19 protein-coding genes are annotated in these 19,364 nt (G+C 66.9%); 4 read left to right on the forward strand and 15 right to left on the reverse strand.

What is annotated here, in order from left to right:
• Positions 1-36 precede the first annotated feature (36 nt).
• The 3 genes from ACGFK0_RS11150 to ACGFK0_RS11160 all read right to left on the reverse strand — a co-directional run bounded on the left by ACGFK0_RS11150 (position 37) and on the right by ACGFK0_RS11160 (position 1,350).
• Positions 37-927: an SAM-dependent methyltransferase gene (locus tag ACGFK0_RS11150; protein ID WP_392903045.1), complete on the reverse strand. Its 891-nt coding sequence runs from the start codon at positions 925-927 to the stop codon at positions 37-39.
• Positions 928-988: 61 nt separating this feature from the next.
• A complete protein-coding gene (locus ACGFK0_RS11155; protein WP_392903047.1) occupies positions 989-1,126 on the reverse strand; it encodes a hypothetical protein in 138 nt (45 codons plus the stop codon).
• Positions 1,123-1,350 (reverse strand): hypothetical protein, encoded by a 228-nt coding sequence (locus ACGFK0_RS11160; RefSeq protein WP_392903050.1) that lies wholly within the window; start codon positions 1,348-1,350, stop codon positions 1,123-1,125. Before ACGFK0_RS11160 ends, ACGFK0_RS11155 begins: the two co-directional genes overlap by 4 nt.
• Positions 1,351-1,869: 519 nt before the next feature.
• On the opposite strand from ACGFK0_RS11160, the gene ACGFK0_RS11165 reads away from it, so the two are divergent.
• Positions 1,870-3,258: a hypothetical protein gene (locus ACGFK0_RS11165; protein WP_392903052.1), complete on the forward strand. Its 1,389-nt coding sequence runs from the start codon at positions 1,870-1,872 to the stop codon at positions 3,256-3,258.
• Here the strand turns inward: ACGFK0_RS11165 and ACGFK0_RS11170 are convergent.
• Complete coding sequence (locus ACGFK0_RS11170; RefSeq protein WP_392903054.1) at positions 3,200-3,775, reverse strand: NUDIX hydrolase; 576 nt, start codon at positions 3,773-3,775, stop codon at positions 3,200-3,202. The genes ACGFK0_RS11165 and ACGFK0_RS11170 overlap by 59 nt on opposite strands.
• A gap of 385 nt (positions 3,776-4,160) precedes the next feature.
• Between ACGFK0_RS11170 and ACGFK0_RS11175 the strand changes: the two genes are divergently transcribed.
• Positions 4,161-4,817: a hypothetical protein gene (locus tag ACGFK0_RS11175; protein WP_392903057.1), complete on the forward strand. Its 657-nt coding sequence runs from the start codon at positions 4,161-4,163 to the stop codon at positions 4,815-4,817.
• Between the two features lie 614 nt (positions 4,818-5,431).
• Complete coding sequence (locus tag ACGFK0_RS11180; protein WP_392903059.1) at positions 5,432-7,798, forward strand: tetratricopeptide repeat protein; 2,367 nt, start codon at positions 5,432-5,434, stop codon at positions 7,796-7,798.
• A 265-nt stretch (positions 7,799-8,063) separates the two neighbouring features.
• Here ACGFK0_RS11180 and ACGFK0_RS11185 read toward each other — a convergent pair whose 3' ends face one another.
• The 5 genes from ACGFK0_RS11185 to ACGFK0_RS11205 all read right to left on the reverse strand — a co-directional run bounded on the left by ACGFK0_RS11185 (position 8,064) and on the right by ACGFK0_RS11205 (position 12,695).
• The gene (locus ACGFK0_RS11185) at positions 8,064-9,245 is read right to left on the reverse strand and encodes an SMI1/KNR4 family protein (RefSeq protein WP_392903061.1); all 1,182 of its coding nucleotides are present in this window, start codon (positions 9,243-9,245) and stop codon (positions 8,064-8,066) included.
• A gap of 500 nt (positions 9,246-9,745) precedes the next feature.
• Entirely contained in the window at positions 9,746-11,224 is a 1,479-nt protein-coding gene (locus tag ACGFK0_RS11190; RefSeq protein WP_392903064.1) for a hypothetical protein, read from the reverse strand.
• A 23-nt stretch (positions 11,225-11,247) separates the two neighbouring features.
• Positions 11,248-11,631: a hypothetical protein gene (locus tag ACGFK0_RS11195; protein WP_392903066.1), complete on the reverse strand. Its 384-nt coding sequence runs from the start codon at positions 11,629-11,631 to the stop codon at positions 11,248-11,250.
• A gap of 119 nt (positions 11,632-11,750) precedes the next feature.
• Entirely contained in the window at positions 11,751-12,521 is a 771-nt protein-coding gene (locus ACGFK0_RS11200) for a hypothetical protein (protein ID WP_392903068.1), read from the reverse strand.
• A gap of 6 nt (positions 12,522-12,527) precedes the next feature.
• The gene (locus ACGFK0_RS11205; protein WP_392903071.1) at positions 12,528-12,695 is read right to left on the reverse strand and encodes a hypothetical protein; all 168 of its coding nucleotides are present in this window, start codon (positions 12,693-12,695) and stop codon (positions 12,528-12,530) included.
• Positions 12,696-12,782: 87 nt separating this feature from the next.
• On the opposite strand from ACGFK0_RS11205, the gene ACGFK0_RS11210 reads away from it, so the two are divergent.
• Positions 12,783-12,950: a hypothetical protein gene (locus ACGFK0_RS11210; protein ID WP_392903074.1), complete on the forward strand. Its 168-nt coding sequence runs from the start codon at positions 12,783-12,785 to the stop codon at positions 12,948-12,950.
• A gap of 126 nt (positions 12,951-13,076) precedes the next feature.
• Here the strand turns inward: ACGFK0_RS11210 and ACGFK0_RS11215 are convergent, their stop codons facing one another.
• From ACGFK0_RS11215 to ACGFK0_RS11240, 6 genes are read right to left on the reverse strand one after another with little or no spacing between them, the layout of a single operon-like run.
• A complete protein-coding gene (locus tag ACGFK0_RS11215; protein WP_392903076.1) occupies positions 13,077-13,910 on the reverse strand; it encodes a hypothetical protein in 834 nt (277 codons plus the stop codon).
• A gap of 52 nt (positions 13,911-13,962) precedes the next feature.
• Positions 13,963-14,787 (reverse strand): hypothetical protein, encoded by an 825-nt coding sequence (locus ACGFK0_RS11220; RefSeq protein ID WP_392903078.1) that lies wholly within the window; start codon positions 14,785-14,787, stop codon positions 13,963-13,965.
• A 38-nt stretch (positions 14,788-14,825) separates the two neighbouring features.
• A complete protein-coding gene (locus tag ACGFK0_RS11225; RefSeq protein WP_392903080.1) occupies positions 14,826-15,635 on the reverse strand; it encodes a hypothetical protein in 810 nt (269 codons plus the stop codon).
• A gap of 40 nt (positions 15,636-15,675) precedes the next feature.
• Positions 15,676-16,077: a DUF4913 domain-containing protein gene (locus ACGFK0_RS11230; protein ID WP_392903083.1), complete on the reverse strand. Its 402-nt coding sequence runs from the start codon at positions 16,075-16,077 to the stop codon at positions 15,676-15,678.
• A 57-nt stretch (positions 16,078-16,134) separates the two neighbouring features.
• Positions 16,135-17,940 (reverse strand): type IV secretory system conjugative DNA transfer family protein, encoded by a 1,806-nt coding sequence (locus ACGFK0_RS11235; RefSeq protein ID WP_392903085.1) that lies wholly within the window; start codon positions 17,938-17,940, stop codon positions 16,135-16,137.
• On the reverse strand, positions 17,937-19,358 hold the full coding sequence (locus tag ACGFK0_RS11240) for a hypothetical protein (RefSeq protein ID WP_392903086.1): 1,422 nt from the start codon (positions 19,356-19,358) through the stop codon (positions 17,937-17,939). The genes ACGFK0_RS11235 and ACGFK0_RS11240 overlap by 4 nt, the downstream gene beginning before the upstream one ends.
• Positions 19,359-19,364 lie beyond the last annotated feature (6 nt).

Here is a 19,364-nt window from a genome sequence, read left to right on the forward strand (position 1 = left end):
CCGACGCGGACGAAGCCGAAGGCGAGTTCGACGCAGTCACTGCCGCCTCCGATCTGGCCGCGCCCCTGGGACGCGGCCGACGCCGCACCACACATCGACCGGCCTTGACCGCGGCCAGGGCGATGGCTCCGGCCGCCAATGCGGAAGTGAGACCACACCCGGGTCGACCAGGTCCAGCCCGGCGAACAAGGCCCGCACGTCTGCCGGGGCGCGGTCGTTCGGTAGGCCGGCCACCCGTATGCCCTGCGCCGCGCCGAGAGTGGCCAGCCCCCGGCAGGTCGCGCCCGTCAGATTGCAGATCGCAATGCAGCTCCCCCTCGGCAAAGCCGCACACAGGACATCCAGGGCACGAGTTGCCGTGGTCTCGTTGAGACCGTCAAGGCTGTTGATCAGCAACACCCCGACCGGCTCGGCCAGATCCAGAGTTCCCTGAACGCCCTCCAGCAGCGCGGCGGGATCCTCCAGCCCTGCCTCGATGTGCTCGCAGGCGTCCGACCAAGTGGAGTTCAGCAGTGCGCGGGCGTGCGCCATGACCAACGGATCGGGATCGGCGTATGCCACGCGGACCATCGGATCGACCTGCTGGGCCACATGATGGACCTCGTCACGCAGCGGTAGATCGGTACCGGCGACCAGGAGCTGGCCGATCCCGTGCTCGCCGACCAAAGTCCGTACTACGCGGGCACGGAACGCGATCCGGTAGTGAGCCATATCCACGATCCGCGGATAGAGGGCCTCGACGCGTTCGCCGAAGCGTCGGTCGGCGAGGAAGTTGTCCTTGCCGCCGGCCCAGAAGTTCCACAACCGCGGCATGGACGGCATCGAGGTACCGAGGTCGCCGAGGTCACGGATGGCCGCCGGCCAGTCGAACTCCGGGACGGTCGGGAGAGACGGGTTCCAGCTGGAATCTGCGTCGCCGCCGGTCACGACACACTCCCGACCGCGGCGCGGGCCTCGGTGCTGCTCCGGTGATGCCGTCGGCGCACCATCACGACACGCCCTCCCGCCGGACGACGACCTGGCCGACAACACCGACGTGGACCGACGGCGACCAACTCAGCAACACGGGCTCCGAGCCGGACTGATCAAGACTGAGCGCCTCATTGCGTGCCTGGACGGCGTTCATCGAGTCGCCTTCGCGGTGACGTCCTTCAGCTGTGCGTGGAGGCCGTCCGGAGTATTGGCCTCGACTGTGTCCACTTCGTTCATGCGGTCTACGGGCAGGGGGCCGCGGAACGCCCACCAGCGGCCCTTGTCGGACTTCAGGAATCGCCAGCCCGGGAAGTCCCGCTTCAACCTGTCCTTGATCCGCTCATCGGAGCCGATGGCGGCGAGCGGCGTTGTAGCCATGGTGGATATCTCTCTGAGATGGGTGGGGAAGGCGGCAGGGCCTCGTGTCCGGCTCGGGTATCGCCGCAGTGCCGAAAGGGCTGCACGGCCCAGAAGGGACCAGCACTCTGGCTTCCGCTTCGGAGCCGTGCAGCCGGCCCCAAGGACATTGGTCCGAGGCCTAGAAAGGGCGGCAACGGTGAGGTGGGGGATCTGCACCGTCGCCAAGCCCGAATCGATGAGCATCTCGATGCCGCACTTGTCTGGGTTGTGATCGCTGCGGACACCATTGCGGCGTATCGGCGGGTCGATGTGCTCAAGCCCTGCAGCGGCGTAATTGAACCGCTCTGCTACCCAACTCCGACATGGCGTCATGCAGGTTCACCTCCCAAGGACGCAAGCGAATCGCACGCACTCGAGGTGTGGAAGGCGTGAACGAGGGGTTGGTGCGTGAAAGGGGGGCGTGCGTCGCCGACATCGACTCGGCTACTGGGAACCGCCGGTGCAAGACTGTCGGGTATTAGCCAGGGAGGTGCCGCGGTGCTGAAGGAGAAGCAGCCCAATCACCAACTCGCCAGGCTGATCACGGAAGCCGACTTCTCGAACAAGGGCTTGGCGGACCGTGTGGTCCGCCTTGGCGGACTGCGCGGTGCCCCTGACCTGCGCTACAACCACAGCTCGGTCGCCAGGTGGCTGCGCGGTGAGCAGCCACGGCACCCGGTGCCAGAGATCATCGCTGAGGTCTTCACGATCGAATTGGGTCGGCGGGTATCGGTGCCCGAGCTCGGGATGAAACCCCATCCCTTCTCCAGGAATGTCGGCTTGGAGCTGCCGACGAACCAGGCCGGGATCGCGCGTACCGCCAGCATCTTGTGGAAGGCCGATCTCGACCGGCAACGGGTCCTGGTCGATGCAGAGGTTGACTCATCAGCCTTCGCCGCCACAGCCCTGCGTTGGCTCCTCGGACCGTGGGATCCAGCGCTGGCCCCTGCCAGCGGACGCCGCGTCGGCCCAAGCGATGTGGAAGAAATCCGACAGGTCACTAAAGCATTCCGCATTCTGGATAATCGGCTCGGCGGCGGCCACGTCCGCGGCCCCGTGATCGAGTACCTGCACACCCACGTGGGGCCATTGCTGCGTGATGGCCGCTCGACCGAGGAGATCAGGCGCAGCTTGTTCGCTGCGGCCGCCGACCTGACCAAGCTGGCTGCATGGCTGTACCACGACCTGGACAAGCAGGGGCTGGCCCAGCGGTACCTCATCCAGGCACTCGCGATGGCGAAGTTCGGCGGCGATGACGGCCTCTGCGGTGAAGTTCTCGCCGCGATGAGCCAGCAAGCCCATTACGTCGCCCAGCCAGCGTACGCAGTAGACCTGGCGCGGGCGGCACAGACCGCCGCCCGTCGCGCGGACCTGCCCGTACTGATGACCGAATGCCTGGTCATGGAGGCGCACGGGTACGCCGCGCAACGTGAAGCGCGTGCGTGCACGCACGCGCTGACCCGCGCCGAGGGCGCCTACGAGCACGCAACGAGTTCGGACTTGCCCGATTGGCTGATGTACTTCGATGGCGCCTACTTTGCCGCCAAGATCGCGCATTGCTTTCGTGATCTGGGAAGAGCCTCGGAGACTGAGCAGTACGCACTCCGGTCGTTGGACATGGACCCGGCGTATCGAAGGGGCAAGACCTTCAATGTCGCGGTGCTGGCGATGGCGCTGGCCACCCAGGGCCGCCTCGATGAAGCCTGCGAGCAGGGACGCATGGCGATCGACATGGCGGCGGGCCTCACCTCCGCGCGCGTTTACCGCTACATCCGCGATCTGGCCCGCGCATTCCACCCTTACGAGTCCGAACGGGATGTGCGTGAACTCATGGACTACGCGGAGGAGAGGCTGCCCGCGCTGCGAGCGCGTGGAGAACGGCCATGACCGTCGCAGCGCCGATGATCTCGCCGCGCTGTATCCGCTGGTGGGCCTCGTCCAGCGACATCCAGCGCACGGCTTCGGCTTCATCGACGTGGGGTTCGCCGACAAGGTCGGCGCCACGGGCCAGATACAGGTCTTGCGGGGCGTCAGCAGAACCGATCATGGGCTGGAACGAGAACAGGAACTCCAGGTTCCTCGGCCGCCAGCCGGTCTCTTCTTCCGCCTCTCGTGCGGCCGCGAGGCCCGGTTCCTCGTCGGGCTCGGCGTACCCGCCCGGTACTTCCCAATCCCACTGGTCGACGATGAACCGGTGTCGCCAGATGAGAAGGATGTTCTCGCCGGCCTCGTCGAGGATGGCCGTCATGACGCATCGGGGCACCCGAAAGACGTACTGGTCGAACACCACGCCGTTGGGCAGTTCGATGTTGGCGACCGACACCCGGATGTGGCGGTTCTCGTCCACGACCCGTTCGCTGTGGACGATCCATTTGGTGCGTTCGGTGGGGCTCTCGCGCGTCACCGACCCGACGGTAGCAACCCACCCCGTCCGATCAAGAGGACGGGAGACCGCTGCTACTACTCAAACGTGCGTGCACTCACCTGGGGGTTCGAGCCAGCGTGCGGCGTTGAGATGAGGCAGCACACGAGGCCTACCGGAAAGCCAGTTCACAACGGGGAGTGCCGAGTGAGTGCGCATCTTGTCGATGGCGGAGTGCGGTTACCGGCCCAGCTGCGCGTACCGAGAGGGAGGCGGCGGTGTGAGTACAGGACCGGAAGGCACGCGCCGCGGGTCGCACGTCGGAGACGAAGGCAAGGGCTGCCGAGAGCGGACGTAGTGATGGAACATCCTCTTCTGCCGATGAGCGGGCACTTGCACCGATCCGTCGACCTGGAATCCTGAAGGCGTGGACGAAGACCTCGCGGCCGTGCTGGCGCGCCTCGACCAAGTTTTCGCGCCGTATCCCCGTCGAGCGGTGCTTGACGGCTGCCCACATTGCCGTCCTGCGACGCCGGTCGACGAGGACGACCTTTTCCCGTTGACTCTCCGCCTGAGCGGCACGGTGGGCGGCCGCGAGGATGTGAAGAGCCTGCTCCCTCTGCTGTTCGAGCGCATGGTGACGTCCGGTGAGCTCGACGGGAGCATCGTCCTGTCCACTCTGACCAAAGAACAATGGCGCCACTGGCCTTCGGCCGAGCAGCAAGCGATCGACGACTATCTCGATGCGGTCTGGCGATCCCTGCTGAGGCAGTTCCCCTCAAGGATCGGTGCGTTCTTTGACGCCGCCGCGTTCCTTCAGGCCGCTGCAACGACCGGCGACAGCATCGGAAGATACCTCGCCGTCTGGGACACCATCCCCGATCCGGCCGCAGATCGCCACCTTGCCCAGCTGGTGAACGAACACGATTTCGCTGATGCCCGTCGCAGGGGCTTGACCGCCTGGCTGTGCCGCGAGGTGACAATCGACCGGCTGATCAGCGCCTTCGAGCGTGACCACGACGCAGCGTGGGCGGACGACCTCGCCATGTCCTACGACCTCCTGTCCTGGCAACCTCGCGCATGACGACCGATCGCCCTCGGCTGGCTCCCGCTCATGCCGCAGGCCGCCTCCGGCACCTGAACCAGGGTCCCAGACAGAAACGCGCTGGTCTGCCGATGACCGGAGGGCCCGCGGGGACCCGAACTGGGATCCACCGTGGTACCCGAGACAGAGCTTGCGAGTGTTCTGCACTGCCTCTGCAATGCAGAACACTCGATGGTGGGCGGATTAGTGGTGGGTGAACCACCAGAACAGCAGACCAATGAGACCGGTCCCGGTGGCCTGAGCGGCGCCACGGACGAGGGCGAAGCCGATAGTGCGGCGGAGTCGGCGGGTGGTGGAACGATGCCGCCGAGATGGATCAGTGGTGCGGGGCGTCGGGGCGTTGGTGTGTGTCATGTCCGCAATGACATAGAGGTTGGCGATCTCGCGGAAGATATACCGGACGACTCCGGATTTGCGAGGTTACGCTGCTGGTGAGTGGCGATCCCGTTCGGTCCGTCCCGGATCGGGATGGTGGTTTGGGGCGAGGAGGCGGAACCGTGGTTGTGGTGTTTCGTCCACAGGGGTCGACATCCCATGTGTTAGCGGAGCTCGCGCGGCTCTGGGATCAGGCTTGCGCTCGCCGACCTGGCCGTGTGACCCAGAAGAAGCTCGCGTCGGCCTCGGGTGTGCCGTATTCGACGGTGAACGGGTGGGCGACAGGCGCAGCCACACCCCGCGACGTGGATCAGCTCGTAGCGGTCGGCGTTGTCTTGGCGGATTGGGCGGGGGAACGCGCTCTATCGGTGCGCGAATGGGATCGGCTGATGGCCGCGGACCGGATTCGGCCTGTCGCGACACGACCTCCCTCTGAGGCACGCGGGCAACCGCCGGCGGCGCAGATTCGGGTCGGCGTGATTCCGAGGTCGGCGGACTGCTTCCAAGATCGCGCGGTCGCCGATCGCGTGCGAGCGACGATTGATGAGGGCGGGTGGGTGGTGCAGACCCAGACCACCGCACATTCATCCACTAGGAAGTCACCGAGTCTGGTGATGGTTGGGATGGGTGGGGTCGGCAAGACCCAGTTGGCGGCCGCCTACGCGCGCTATGCCTGGGAGCAGGGGGTTGAGCTCCTGGTGTGGGTGAACGCCGCCACCCGTGACAGCGTCGTCTCGGCCTACAGTGATGCGGCGGTGCGGCTGAGCTTGCCGTTGGCAGACCGGGACGATACTGAACGGTCCGCGCGCGAGTTTGTGACGTGGGCGGAGATCACCCAGCAACGCTGGCTAGTGGTTCTGGACGATGTACAAGCCCAAGGGGATCTGCGGGGACTATGGCCTCCGGTGTCGGCTACTGGAATGACGGTGGTGACGACCCGACGCCGTGATCTAGCCCCACCCAGATCGACCACGATCAAAGTCGGGCTGTTCTCCTCTGAAGAGGCCGATGCCTACCTGCGCAGCCGACTGATTGAGCTAGCCACCGACCACCAGGAGCGGATGGCGCTTATAGAAGATCTCGACCATCTGCCGCTGGCTCTGGCCCAGGCCGCTGCCTACATGCTGCAGCAGGATATGGACTGCGGCCGCTACTGTGCGCTGTTGGCCCAACGGCTCCTCGCTGATGCTGTCCCTGCCCCCGAGGATCTCTTCGATGATCACCAAAAGATCGTCTCGGCGGTGTGGGAGATATCCATCGACCGGGCCGATCAAGCCCGGCCCGCTGGCCTCGCTCGGCAACTAATCCGATTGGCCAGTGTGCTGGACCCCCACGGCATCCCGGCTGCGGTACTCACCAGCCAAGTCGCCCGCGACTGCATCGAGCCCCTTCTCCCTAAGGCCAACGGCATCACCGGTGAAGCCATCGACCAAGCGCTGCGGCTGCTGCACCGCTACAGCCTCATCGAATACGACCGCACCGCCACCGATCGAGAGGTCCGCATCCACCAGCTGGTCCAGCGCGCCACCCGTGAAAACCTTCCCGTCCAGCCCAGCTCTGCCCCGTCCTGGGCGGCTGTGTTCGCCGCCCTCGCCGCCACCGCTCTGCTGACGGTGTGGCCCGAGGTGGAAGACGACCAGTTCGGCCACATCTTGCGCTCTAACACCATCGCCCTGCAGAAAATTGCCGGCGCCGACCTGTGGACTGTCGAGGCCGTTGAGGCCAGGGTCTACACCGTGCTCCTTCGCGCTGCGGAGAGCCTCGGTGAGACCGGGCAGGTGACCGCCGCCGTGACCGCCTACAGCGATCTGTGCGACGCCTGTCTCCGCTACCTCGGCCCCGCCCACTTTGACACACTGGCCGTCCGCCGCGCCTTGGCGTACTGGCGGGACCAGGCTGGGGATGTCGTAGGCGCGGCTGCCGCCTTCGAAGCTGTACTGGCCGACCTGGTACGTGTGGTGGGGCCCGACCATCCCGCCACCTTGCAGGTGCGCAATAACCTGGCAGTTGTGCAAGGCAAGGCCGGGGATGCTATGGGCGCGTTCGAGGCGCTCGCCGAACTGGCGGTAGATCAGGCACGGGTGCTCGGCGTTGAGCATCCCCTAACCCTCTCTACGTTCCAAAACCTGGCGAGCTGGAGTATCGAAGCCGCGGATGCTGCAACTGCGGATGCTACAACTGTAGCTGAGGCCGCTGCAGCACCAATCGCTGCCGGTGCGTTCGAGACTTTGCTCGAAATGCAGCGGAGAGCACTGGGTCCCGACCACCCCAGTAGCTTCCCCACGCGCAGCAACCAGGCGATTTGGCGAGGTAAGGCCGGGGATGCTGCGGGCGCGGCTGGTGCGCTTGCGGAATTGCTGGACGACCAGATACGTGTGCTAGGCCCCGACCACCCCGATACGTGGACCACACGAAACAACCTGGCGACCATGCGTGGTAGAGCCGGGGATGCTGCGGGCGCGGCTGACGCGCTTGTGGAATTGCTGGACGACATGCGGCGAAGACTGGGCCCGAACCACCCCATCACTTTGACCATTAGCCACAATTTGACGTACTGGCAGATGCGGGCAGCCAGCGAAGGCTAAACCGTATGCCTGCTGGCCGACGACGCCCGCCCTGGACCTTACTTCAGGCGGGGACGTCCGCACATGCCGCAGATCGGACGCTCAGGGCGGTCTGCGGTCGCCTCTGGACCTATTGAGTTGAGAGTGTCATCTCCGGACTGCCGGCCGCCGAACCTTTCGCTCGATCCGCCCCCTGGCATTGCTGGACGAGGCCTTCCGGGACGCCCCTTGCCTGGTTGGGCGAACCGATCGCCGGATGCTATTGAAGCCGACGCCGGAATCGGCGTCAGTAGCGGTTGTTCCCGCGTGGCGTGGTCACGATGGTTCGGGCGCGTTCGGGAGAGACCAGGTCGCGCAGCATCGGGTCGGTGAGCAGTACAACCGGCGCGATGCGGCACAGGGAGTCGGAGTGCCAGCCGGGTAGCGCGGCCGCAAGGACGCTCCAGGCATGGTCGGTGGCTCCGGCTTGGGCGAGCGTCCGGGCCCGTTGCAGCGCCTCCTGGAACTCGGACGGTTCTGGTAGCTGTGGTGGCACGAATGTGTCGATCCGCTCGACCTCTTCCTCGGTCAGGATCCCGGCGAAGAGTTGACGGTGTGGGGCAACCGACGATCCGGCCCGGGCCGAGCGGTACAGGAACAGCGGCACCGCCTCGGCGCGCACCTGTTCCAGACCGATCTCCTCGACCACGTGAGGGTGGCCGAGGATGCCGTTGCGGATCTCGTGGTGCGCATGGGCCGGATCAAGGAACGCATTCAAGATGACGGCGAGATAGGCGCCGGCACCCGAGCCCTTGACGGCGGCGTGCGCGAAAGCCTCCGCGGCGGCGCGGACCTCGCCCCGCAGGGCCCGTTCACGGCCCTGGGCCACCAACTCGTCGGCACCGCCGGGGTGAACCGGACGGCCATCGCGCCCACTGAGGCCTTCGAAAGACGCGCGTTCGGCATCCACCAGCGCGGCGAACGAGTCGTATCGGTCCCCAAGACCGGGATACCAGCTGGCCCAGACGTAGGCCGCCCATTCGCCGGCCGCCGACACATCACCGGGGTCGAGCAACCAGTACTGGGCGTCGCCGTCACCGGACACCAGCAACGCACGGTCGACGAGCGCGGTCTCCTCAGGCGTGGCGTTCTCCCGGAGGATCTCCCACAAACCGGCATCGGCATCACGGAGCCAGCCGACCTCGCCGCTGGTGCGCATCGTCCACATGAACGGGCCGATGTTGAGCCACCCATCAGACGCTGCGAGGAACGACCGATAGCTCTGCGGCAGCCGAACGCCCAGACGCTGCTCGAGCACAGCGAGTCGACCCTCGCCGGCGCCGTCGAAGCCCAGCCAGCCGGCGGACCGTTGCAGGTCGCTGACCTCGTGCAGTTCGTCCTCGGGGGCGACCCGCAGCACCTCGGCGCTGTACTCGGCGAGGTACCGGCGCCACTGCTCGACAGTACGTGCGCCATCAGTAGATACCATGCCGTATCCGCTCCCCGTAGAGGGCCGAGGGGCGAGGCCCCTCGATCCGAGGCCCTACACCACCATTCGGGCATCAGTTGTATCCCCGACAGCTTCGGGCATGGCCAGAAACCAAACAAACCGGACGCCTGCGGCCACGTCCTCTCATGCCGCAATTCGCGTGGCCTGGGTGGAAGATTAGTCGTCGAACTCGAAGCCGCTGGCCTTCACCGAACCCAGCCCGGCTGCCCGTCGGTAGATATGGCCGAGATCGTCGGTATGGCGGTGAGACGATCGTCCGCTTCGGCCGTCCGGCGAGGCGTGGTGGTCGATCCGCTCCCGGCCTTCCTCGGCACTGCGTCATGGTTGTCGTGGCCAGCTCCGGCGCCTGATGGGTCGAACTTGGTTCGTACGCCCGAGCAATCCGGCTTCTGGACGCAACGACATGGCACAATTCGCCAATTCCGAAGAACACTCTGATTTCGCGGCACAGATTAGGGGGCCCGTCGACCTCAGAGGTCTTAACGCTTAGAGGATTTTCTAGTGGGCGAGATCGTGGTGGGGCTAGGTGTGGCCGGCTGGTGTAGATCTCCCATGCCCTTAGCAATGAGAGCTGGGAATTCGGCCGCAGCCAGGAGGGGCTGGTCTTGATCGTTGACGGCTTTTCGATAGATCATCAAATTTGCTTCATTGAGATGGCCTTGAGATTCTGAAGGTAGGGCTCGGATTGTTTCGCCGAGTGTGGTTATCGTGTGGCGGCCTCTGATTTCTGCGGCCTCATAGGCCTTGGATAGCTGGTGTGCTGATGCTGGGACGCGTGGCGTGTGAGTTGGGTGTTTACGCTGCTTGCGAAGGATGCCCAGTACCGCCGCGTCGTTGATCGCGGCGCGGTGGTTGGCTGCGAGGGTGTTGCAGGCCTCAATGGTTTTCATGGTGACGGTTGCGATGCGGGCTGCCTGGGTGAGGTCTGGGGCTAGTTCTTCGGGTGATTTCGTTCGGTAGGAGGCGCGGGGGCTTGGTGTCCAGGCTGGGTCGGAGTGGATCAGGCGGCCGAGGCGGATGATGAGGTCGCTTGCGTCAGTTGCTGGGCCGTTGGCGGGGTGACCGTGGTGTTTTGTTTGTTCGTCCCAGCGGTGGACAATTTCTTTCCATTTCTTGCCTGTCTGTTTTGTGGCTGTGGCGGCTTTTTGAAGAGCTGACCGGTGGCCGGGTTCGTCTATCTCCTTCATGCGGTAGATGAGTTGTTGGATGGTTTTGACGTTGAGGTCGCAGGTGATGGCTGCGGCTCTGGCGAGATAGCGCCAGGTGGTGACGGACGCGATGGAGGTGGGGTTGGTGAGACGGTGAATGCTCGCGTCGATTCCGGCCAGTGCCTGAGTTTCACCTTCGCTGATCACGAGTGGGATGCGGGCCGGCGTGTGGTGGAGGCGGATGGCGGTGATGGGCGGTTGTGCCTGGTTCTCGCTGTGGATGCGGGCGACGACTGCGGCTTTGAGGAGGAGTGGGCTGGCTTGGTCGGCGGGTGGGGTGGTGCGGCTTGAGAGGTTAGCGATGGTGGCGGTGTGGGTGCTGAGCTGGCGCAGGAGGGAACGGGCGGTGTCGGGGGCTGCGATCACGACGGCGTTGGCTGACGTCGTCTGGTCGGGACCGGTGGGGAAGTGGGTGGATAGCAGGTCCAGGCCGCAGCCGAGGGCGATGGATGCGGCGCGGAGGTTCTGGGCCAGGCGGGATCGTGGGGTTTCTGTGTCGGCGGGTGGGCCGAGGAGGTGTTCGGCTTGCTTGATGAGGGTGCTGGCGCGGGCGGCGGCGTCCCGCACGCCGGTGGTCTGTGGGTGCGGGGCGCCGAAGCCGTTGGCGATCTGGTCGTGGTAGCGGCCGAGGACGTGGGCGAGGCGGGCGAGTTCGGGTCGCGTGGTGCGGCTGCGGAGGTCGCGGGTAAGGCGTTTGGTGTGGAGCTGGTGTTGCAGGTCGGTGAGGTGTTCGGTGGCGAGTGCGTTCATCTCCCCGAAGGTGACCACGGCGGCTACCGCAGGGATTCCTGGAGTCGGCCGGCGTGCAGGGCGGCTTGGAGGCAGGCCATTTTGTCGTCGGGGTCGCTGGCCAGTTCGGCGGCCCGGACGAGGCTTTGGGAGATTTTGCGGGCGAGTTCGAAGAGAACGTCGGCGGTGGCGTTGACGGCGGTGTAGTCGGTCGGGGTTGCGGCGTGGAGGGACGGCGCCTGGCGGAGGGCCTGGTGGGCTTGGGTGGCTTCGCCTTCGGCCATGCCCCAGGCGATGAATCCGTCGGGTTCCTGGGTGGCGTAGGAGGTGATGACTCGCTCGGCGTGGGCTAGGTCGTTGAGGGCGTTGTTGAGGATCTCGGTGAACCAGTTGCGCCGGACGTCATCGTGTTCGCGTTCGTGGGTCATCAGGGCGTCCTTTGGTAGGGCGTCTGCGTGGTGGGGCTGGTGCTGCCCGCGGGGCGCGGGCTGATTCGGGCATGGGGGCGATGAGGCGTGCTGTTCTTTTGCATATGAGTCCTTGGTGGTCAGGCCCTCGGAGTTGAGTTCTTGGCGGTGGAGGGCGACTGGCTTCGGTGGCCGGTGTCCGCTGTTGCGGAGGGGATGGCGTTGCCGGCGTCGGTGGACACGTCGGCGGAGGCGGCCTTGGGTGTTTGTGGTCGGCTCGTGTGGCCGGGTGTCGCGCGGGGCTTGGTGGCGAGTGCGTCGTGGAGTTGGGTTGTCGAGATGCCGCTCCACGAGCTCAGTGCGTCCAGGAGCCTATGGCCGTCCTGTTCGAGCGTTTGGCGGGTCGGCTCGGCTGTGGACAAGAGCCGGGCCGTGATGCTGATGTAGGTCTGTTCGGCCTGGTTGGCGTGGGTCACAGTGCCCAGGCTTGTTTTCGTTGGTGGGAACGGTGGGGCTGGGGCGAGGTGGGGAGCCGATTCGGCGTAGACGAAGGGGACGCCCGGAACCTCGACGAGAAAGTCCGGCTGGGCGTTGGGGGCATGGTTCCAGCCGATGATGGTGCCGCAGCGTCCGGATTGTCGGGTCAGCCGTACCTGGTCGCCGACTTCGTAGATGGTCTGGTCGGCGGCTTCTTCGGCGTTGATCGAGTGGCCGGTGCTGACTGCGCTGGCGAAGCTGATGTCGTGCTCGTTGGCGTAGTGCTCCAAGTCGCAGACCAGCGCCGTCAGGAGCGCTTCGGTGTAGAGCGGGTCGTGTTGCAGTAGGGAGGGTTCGCCGGGGAAGGCGGACTGTTCGTAGGCCTGAAGGGCCCGGGTGGCGCGGGCGATCTGATGGGCGTTGCCGTGTATCACGGGCGCCTACCTGAGAGCCGCGTGGACGTGGCCGGCGTGGTGGGCGGCTGCCAGGCAGGCCACTCGGTCGGCCGGGGCGGTGGTCTTGGACGCGGCTGTGAGGATCGCTTCGGCGACGACCATGACGAATGCGGCGATGGCCTCGGCGACCAGCTGGACGTCGGTGTCGGTCATGGAGCGTTCGGGCCAGCCGAGGGTGGGTGCTTCGGACAGGGCCCACCAGGCGTCGGTGGCCTCGGCGTGTGCCGTTTGGTGGGCGTCATGGGGCGCGGTCTGGGCGAGGACGGTCGTGGCGCGCTCGATGAGGTCAAGGCCGACGAATGCGGATGTGAGGAGTGCGGGGACGGTGTCGGCGGCCTTGATCTGGCGGGTGGCGTGATCGAAGAAGTGCTTCAGCGGGACCTCCGTGGCGTCGACGCTCAGCCCTGATAGGCGATGCGAGCGTGGTACATCAACTAAAGATGCTGAATCCGAGTGTGGTTGATCGCTAGACGGTGATCAACTGTGGTTGCCGTGTGTCGGAGTGAGTTTCTGCAGTTGAGAGGCGGTGAGCGCTCACCGGCTGCGGCGGGGCCGCTGAGGCGTGGCGTCGGTTGGGCGAGGTGTCGACGCGGTCTGCGGGTTGTAGAGGCCTTGAGGGAGCGGTGTCGGGAAGGCTTGTGCGGCGAGTTGGCCGGGGCTGAGCGGCGTGTCCGGAGTTGTCGGCGGTTGCTGTCTGTCGGGTGCGAGACGTGTCGCGACCTTGGCGAGGAGTAGGTCGGTGACGTTGTGCCGTTCCATGCCGTTCCAGGCCATGAGGGCGTTCAGTAGGGCCTGTTGATCGTTGAGGTCGTCTTTGTGGGTTTGGATGCCTTGGCTTTCGGTGCTGCCGATGCGGGCCATGGTCTCGACCAGGATCTCCTCCGCCCGTAGCGGGTCGTCGATGACGCCTTCGGCGATGGTGGTGGCGGGAAAGGGCGGGGCCGGCTCCAGGTCCGCCGCGATGGTCTTGCGGTTGTTCGTCTCGCCGAGGAAGCCCACGTAGTACTCGGTGGGACCGTAATCGGGGACGAGGATCCCGGTGATGGTGCCCCGGGTCGGCTGGCCGAGAAGGATCGCTTCATCGGCCGCCGGGCCTTCCAGTTGGACGGTCGAACCGATGGGGAAGACGCTGGGATTGTCCTGCTCGCTGAGGTAGTAGCCCTGGGCTTGGGCGAGGATGTCGTTGAATTCCAGGTCGCGGTGTTCGGCGTAGTGCATCAGGTCGATCAGCAGGTCGCCGAGCAGTTCGCGGGCGTGGTCGTCGTTGGTCCGGTGGTCGAGGTGCTCGGTCTGCTCGAAGAGGGCTTGGAAGGAGTCCAGTGCTGCGGCTCCGAACTCGGCGAACTCTTCGGCGCCGGCTTCGGCCATACAACCTCCATACGGTTCTTTCGGGTGCGTGACGTGTGGGAGCCGATGAGTTTCAGGGGCGGTGCCTGCGTGACCTCGGCGGGCCGTCCGGTTTGGGGCTGGTGGGTGCTTGGTCTCCGGATGGGGCGGGGTGTGGGCGCTGCGGGAACTCGGTGGCGGCTTGCCGGGCCGCTGCAGCGGATCCGGGGCGGCGTCGTGTCGCCGGTTTCTGGGCAGCGGCGAGGATGTCGTCGTGGAGATGACGCATGATCGCGTCGGGACGGCCACCGGACCAGGTCCCCAGCCTCATGGTCAGCTGAGCGAGGTCGGTGAGCGCCTCCTCGTCGGCGACCAGGCCGTTGTCGGCGGCGCGCTTGAGCCGGACGGCGATGTTGATGATCGTCGATTCGGCGTCCCGGGCGTCGGAGACCACCCCGGCGGTGCGGGTGGGGAGTGGCAGCAGTGAATCAGCTGGCTCCAGTTCCGATGCGGTGACGTGCAGGTTTTGGTTGATGCCCGGGACCCGCACCGTGCAGGAGGCTTCGCGATCGGGTGAGGTGGCGAGCGCGGTGATGAAGCCGCGCCACAGCGGATACCGCGGCTTTGCTCCAGTGGCGGTGCGGTCTTGGCGGAACTGGACCTCGGCGCCGAGCCGGAAGCTGTAGCTCGGTTCGTGGTCGTGGCCGCCGCGGTCGAGTCGTTGCTGGTGCAGCTCGGTGAAGGTGTCGTGGACGTCGAGGTCGTGACGGTCGGCGTAGCGGGCCAGTTGTTCGATGAGCGACCCGATCAGCGGCTGGGCCAGGATCGGGTCGGCCCGGTGGCTGGGGACGTCGTCGGGCAGGAGTTGGTGCTGGTAGGCGTCGAGTGCGGCGGCGACGGCCTCATCATGGTCGGGCATGCAGTACCTCCGAAGGGCTCGGCGGGTGATTGGTGGGATCACATCCGGCGGGGACGAGGGCTTGGGCTCGAAGGATCTGAACGGCCGGATGTCGAATGGCCGGAGGGCGACACGTCGCGCTGCTCGCCGGCCAGGCCGGCGGCGATGTCGTTCGGGAACGCGGTTGCGGCACGCCGGGCTGCCGTAGACCGGTCGTCGGGCATCGGACGGCTTTTCCTGGCCTGGTGGCGGAGATGGAGCAGTACCCGCCCGAACGTTGTGCCGGACCAGGTGGCCAGCGCGGTGGACAGCTCGATCAGGTCCGCCACCAGGTGCGGGTCAGAGTCGGATCGGGCACGCTCGTCCGGCAGGTTGCCGAGGATGTCGATGAGGGTTTCTTCGGCCTCTAGTGCAGAGAAGACGGCACCGCAGGTGCGGGTCAGCAAGGGCACCATCCGGGTCGCCGGCTCCAGCGCGGACGTGACGGTGTGCTGAAGGTCGACGATCCCGGGGATGCGCAGCACGCATTCGGCGTCCTGGCTAGGACCGGAGGACTTCAGTTCGGTGATGAAGCCCCGGTGGTCGTCGGCGGCGGCGTCACGGAATTGGACCTCGGTGTTGAGGCGGAAACCGAAGCGGGGGTTGATGAGGGCGCCGCCGCGGTCGATGCGTGCTTGGACGAGGGCGTCCAGCAGGTCGACTACGTCCAGGTGGTGGCCTTCGCCGTAGTTGATGAGGTCGATGACGAGGGAATGCAGCAGCCCTTCAGCCTCGGCGCGGTCGTGGCGGTGGCCGTTGGCCAGGTCGCCGAACAGGTGCTGTTCATAGGCGTCCAATGCCAGCGCGGCGGCTTCCATGCGGTCGGTCATGCGCGGCTCCCGTCGGCGGCTCGACCCTTGTGGAGCGGCGTCATGCGTCGACCAGGGCCGGATCGTCGGGGTCGAAGCCGAGCCACCCGGCAGGGGCGGGGTCGGTGCGGGCTTCGTGCGGGGACAGGTGTTCGTCTTCGCTGCATTGGTAGAAGGGGCCGCGCGGTCCGAGCAGGACGGGGAGCTGGTGGTCGAGGTGGTCGCGGTACCACAGCGCCATGCCGGTGGCGCCCTGCAGCCGCATCGCCTCCCAGGAGAACCACAGGGCGGTGAGGCGGGAGATCGCCTCGCCGTGGCGCCACCATTGGGCGCACCAGCGGAACTCGCCGCCGAGCGTGCGCCGGTACATGGGGACGAAGTGCCCGGTCACCCAGGTGGTGACATCCGGGTACAGCGACTCGGGACAGCTGCTGTGGGTCGTGGACGTGTCGAGGTTGCGCATTGAGCCTCCAAAGCTCTGGATTCGTGCATGTGAAGGCCCCTTTCTCGTGGACGCGGGTTACGGCGTGGACGGGTCGTTCGGGCGGTTGTAGTGACGGCGAGCGGCGTCGGCGATGGCGCTGTCGGCGGTCTTGATGGCCTGTTTGATGGGGCCGGCGTGCGGCCCCGAGTACCAGGGGCGCAGCCGGATGAGCGCTGGTTTGGTGCCGGTGGCGAGCAGCAGGGCGGTGCCGGTGGGCAGGGCGCGGATGTCGGCGGCTTCGAGGATTTCCTGGCGGCGCAGGGAGATCTGTTCGCTGGCGCGTCCGTCGTTGTAGGTGATGGAACGGACGGGGACGTCGTGCTGGCCGATGAGGGTGGCCAGGTCGCGGACCAGGCGGGGTGAGTCGATGCCGGCGCCGATGAGTTTGCGGGTCGCCGCGCCCCAGAGCGCGGCCATGCCGGGCTCGCCCCAGACGGTGACGCCCTGTTCGTAGCTTTGCAGGATGGTGACGGGGATGATGCCGCGTGAGCCGAGGTGGGAGTACAGCTGCGGCAGGTCGGCGATGCGGCAGATGTTGGCGGCCTCGTCCAGCGCGACGATCAGGGGCGGGTCGAGGCGTCCGCCGGCTTGTTCGGCGCGGCGTTCGGCGGCGCGCATGGTGGTGTCGGTGAGCGCGGCGATCAGCGGGGCGGCGGCCGACAGCGACTTCGACAGCAGGTAGAGGGTGTCGACCGAGGCGGCGAACGTGTCCGGGTCGAAGACGGGTAGGTCGCGGCCGGGGGTGACCCAGGCGAGGATCTCCTGGTCGCGGAGGGCCTTGGCGGCGGTGCGGGCCGTCTGGTAGATCCCGTCGCGGGTTTCGACGGCGCCGTTCTGCGTGCCCTTGAGGGAGGAGGCCATGAGGTGGAAACCGGCCTGTTGGAGCAGTTCGATCGGGGTTGGGACGGCGGGCTCGTCCAGCCACCGGGCCACATGATGCAGCGAGCGACCGGAGGTCGCGGCGGCCAGGAACAACGCGCACAGCAAGTCCTGGGCGGCAGGCCCCCACAGGTCCTTCTTCTGGCCGTCGTCGACGGTGAGGACGAAGTGTCCGGCCAAGCGGTGCGCGTCCTCGACGGTGGACAGCCCGGCGAGCGGATTCCACCACCAGGATTGCGGCTGGTAGGTGATGTGCTGGGGGTCGAACAACCAGATCGTCCCGCCGGTCCGTTCGGCGCGGACCGCGGCGATCGCCGACCACAGGTCCGCCTTGTTGCTGGTGGCGATGACCGGCCCCGGCGCCGATAGTACGTGCGGGATCGACTGGGTGGTCGTCTTGCCCGAACGTGGCGCCATGAACGCAACGACTGTGTCCTCGAACGAGGCGAACAGCGTCGGGCCGCTACGGTCACCTGGCAGCAGGGCGTCTCCCAGGACGAGTCCGATGTCGTCGCGCTTCAGATCCTGGGCGGCGCCTTTGGCGAGCGAGCGCCGCAGCGCGATCGCCTTCTCCGCGGTCGCGTCGTGTTGGAGCGCGGTCAGGCCGGGGTTGTCGGCGAGTGCGGCGACGGGATCCCCAGGCTGTGGAAAACGTTCCGCGACCCGCAACCAGGCCGCGCAGACCCCATACACCAGCGCGGTGATCAACAACACGAGGATCAGCAGGACCAGCGGTGTCGGCGTTCCCGGCCAGGCCACATCGGTTTCTCCCTGGACGAGGGCGACGGCGAATTCGGACCCGAACGGCATGACCGTCCCGCCTGTGGCAATGGCGCAGAGCTTCGCGGCGGCCCACACCAGCCACAACCCGACGATGGGCGTCCAGCACGCGGCAAGCACCAGCCACCCGGCACCCGCGTTGGAATGCCAGAGCGAAGCTTTCGGTCCCAGTGCCCGCGTCATGCAGTTGCCCTGATCGCCTGATCGGTGTCGTACAAGTCGACCTCGGCGCCGACGAGGGAGAGTTCCACCGGGATGCCGAGGCGTTCGCCGGTCTTGATGAGGTACTTGCCGCGTCCGGGGTGGCGGGCGCCCGGCTGCCAGGAATCGGGCGCTGACCATGAGGTGACGAGTTGCTGCTCGGGTCCGGTGAGCGGGGTGATCTCGTGGACGCGGGCCAGTTCGCGGGGTGGGAGTCCGGCCAGGACGGTGATGGCCGAGCGGTCGGCGAAGCCTTTGGCTTTGGCGCGGTCTTCCTCGGTGGCCAGGGCGTCGAGGTCGGCGAGCGAGTGGGTGATCATGATGGACGCCATGCCTTTGGCGCGGTTAAGGCGGGTGAGGGCGTCGGCGTGTTCGACCAGGCCGGGGGCGCCGCGCAGGGCGCGCCAGAGTTCGTCCATGACGCCGAGGTAGGAGCGGCGTGGCCCGGCGCCCAGGTCGGTGAGGGTGGTGGCGGCGTCGACCATGCCGAAGGCGTAAGCCCAGGTGCACAGCATCGCGGCGGTCAGGAGCTTGTCGCCGGCGGCGCGGACGCGGGAGATGTCGACGCTGATGGCGGGCGCGTCCAGGTTGAGGGGGCGGGTGGTGGCCGAGTCGAAGACACCGGCCAGGGACCCGGAGATGAGCAGGTCGAGGGTGAAGACCAAGTCGCGGGTCTGCGCGCGGTAGGCGTCGCCGGAGTCGGTGCGGGTGGCTGAGCGCAACTCCTCCGGCCCCTGCTCCAGTACGCGCAGGACGTCGACGACGGTGGGTTCGGTGGCGAGGCGGTCGTCGAGCAGGTCGATGGCGCGGCAGAGGACGACTTCCTCGGCGTTGGTGATGCGGGCTTCGCGGACCAAGGTCGCCAGTGCCAGCAGCAGCGAGAGGCGCCGTGACCGCACTTCCCACCGCAGCGTCTCGGCGTCGGCCCCGGTGATGTGTCGCCGTGCTTCATCCAGGGGGCCGGCGTCAAGGGGGTTGATGCGATCGAAGCCGCGTCCGACGCGGATGACCTGGCCGCCCAGGTACTCCACGAGCATCGTGTAGTCGGGTTTGGTGTCGCCGAGGATGATCGGTGTGGTGCCGGTGGCGACGGCGCCGGTGACCAGGCGTTTGACGAGGGTGGATTTGCCGGTGCCGGGTTGTCCGAGGACGAACATGCCGGGGTTGGTGACCAGCCCTTCGCGCAGCCAGGCGAGCGGGTCGAGGCAGACGACCTCTCCCCAGAGCTGGTGGCGTCCGACCGGGGTGCCGGCGGTGGGTGTGCCGGAGCCGGCGGTGAAGGGGTACAGGCCGCAGACCTGGCTGGTGGTGGCCTGGTACTCGGGTGCGGGTTCGATGTGCGCGGCGCGTCCGGCTCCGGGGCCGCGCCAGCCCCACGGCGGCGCGAGCGGTTCGGACATGGCTTG

Source organism: Spirillospora sp. NPDC048823 (assembly GCF_043198445.1).
GTDB lineage: Bacteria > Actinomycetota > Actinomycetes > Streptosporangiales > Streptosporangiaceae > Spirillospora.

Coding starts and splice junctions, on each gene's coding strand:
- ACGFK0_RS11230 (WP_392903083.1), bottom strand. CDS start 16,077: ATGCGCAACCTCGACACGTCCACGACCCACAGCAGCTGTCCCGAGTCG.
- ACGFK0_RS11160 (WP_392903050.1), bottom strand. CDS start 1,350: ATGGCTACAACGCCGCTCGCCGCCATCGGCTCCGATGAGCGGATCAAG.
- ACGFK0_RS11215 (WP_392903076.1), bottom strand. CDS start 13,910: ATGGCCGAAGCCGGCGCCGAAGAGTTCGCCGAGTTCGGAGCCGCAGCA.
- ACGFK0_RS11155 (WP_392903047.1), bottom strand. CDS start 1,126: ATGAACGCCGTCCAGGCACGCAATGAGGCGCTCAGTCTTGATCAGTCC.
- ACGFK0_RS11190 (WP_392903064.1), bottom strand. CDS start 11,224: ATGAACGCACTCGCCACCGAACACCTCACCGACCTGCAACACCAGCTC.
- ACGFK0_RS11235 (WP_392903085.1), bottom strand. CDS start 17,940: ATGACGCGGGCACTGGGACCGAAAGCTTCGCTCTGGCATTCCAACGCG.
- ACGFK0_RS11240 (WP_392903086.1), bottom strand. CDS start 19,358: ATGTCCGAACCGCTCGCGCCGCCGTGGGGCTGGCGCGGCCCCGGAGCC.
- ACGFK0_RS11220 (WP_392903078.1), bottom strand. CDS start 14,787: ATGCCCGACCATGATGAGGCCGTCGCCGCCGCACTCGACGCCTACCAG.
- ACGFK0_RS11195 (WP_392903066.1), bottom strand. CDS start 11,631: ATGACCCACGAACGCGAACACGATGACGTCCGGCGCAACTGGTTCACC.
- ACGFK0_RS11210 (WP_392903074.1), top strand. CDS start 12,783: ATGGGGCGCGGTCTGGGCGAGGACGGTCGTGGCGCGCTCGATGAGGTC.
- ACGFK0_RS11185 (WP_392903061.1), bottom strand. CDS start 9,245: ATGGTATCTACTGATGGCGCACGTACTGTCGAGCAGTGGCGCCGGTAC.
- ACGFK0_RS11225 (WP_392903080.1), bottom strand. CDS start 15,635: ATGACCGACCGCATGGAAGCCGCCGCGCTGGCATTGGACGCCTATGAA.
- ACGFK0_RS11205 (WP_392903071.1), bottom strand. CDS start 12,695: ATGACCGACACCGACGTCCAGCTGGTCGCCGAGGCCATCGCCGCATTC.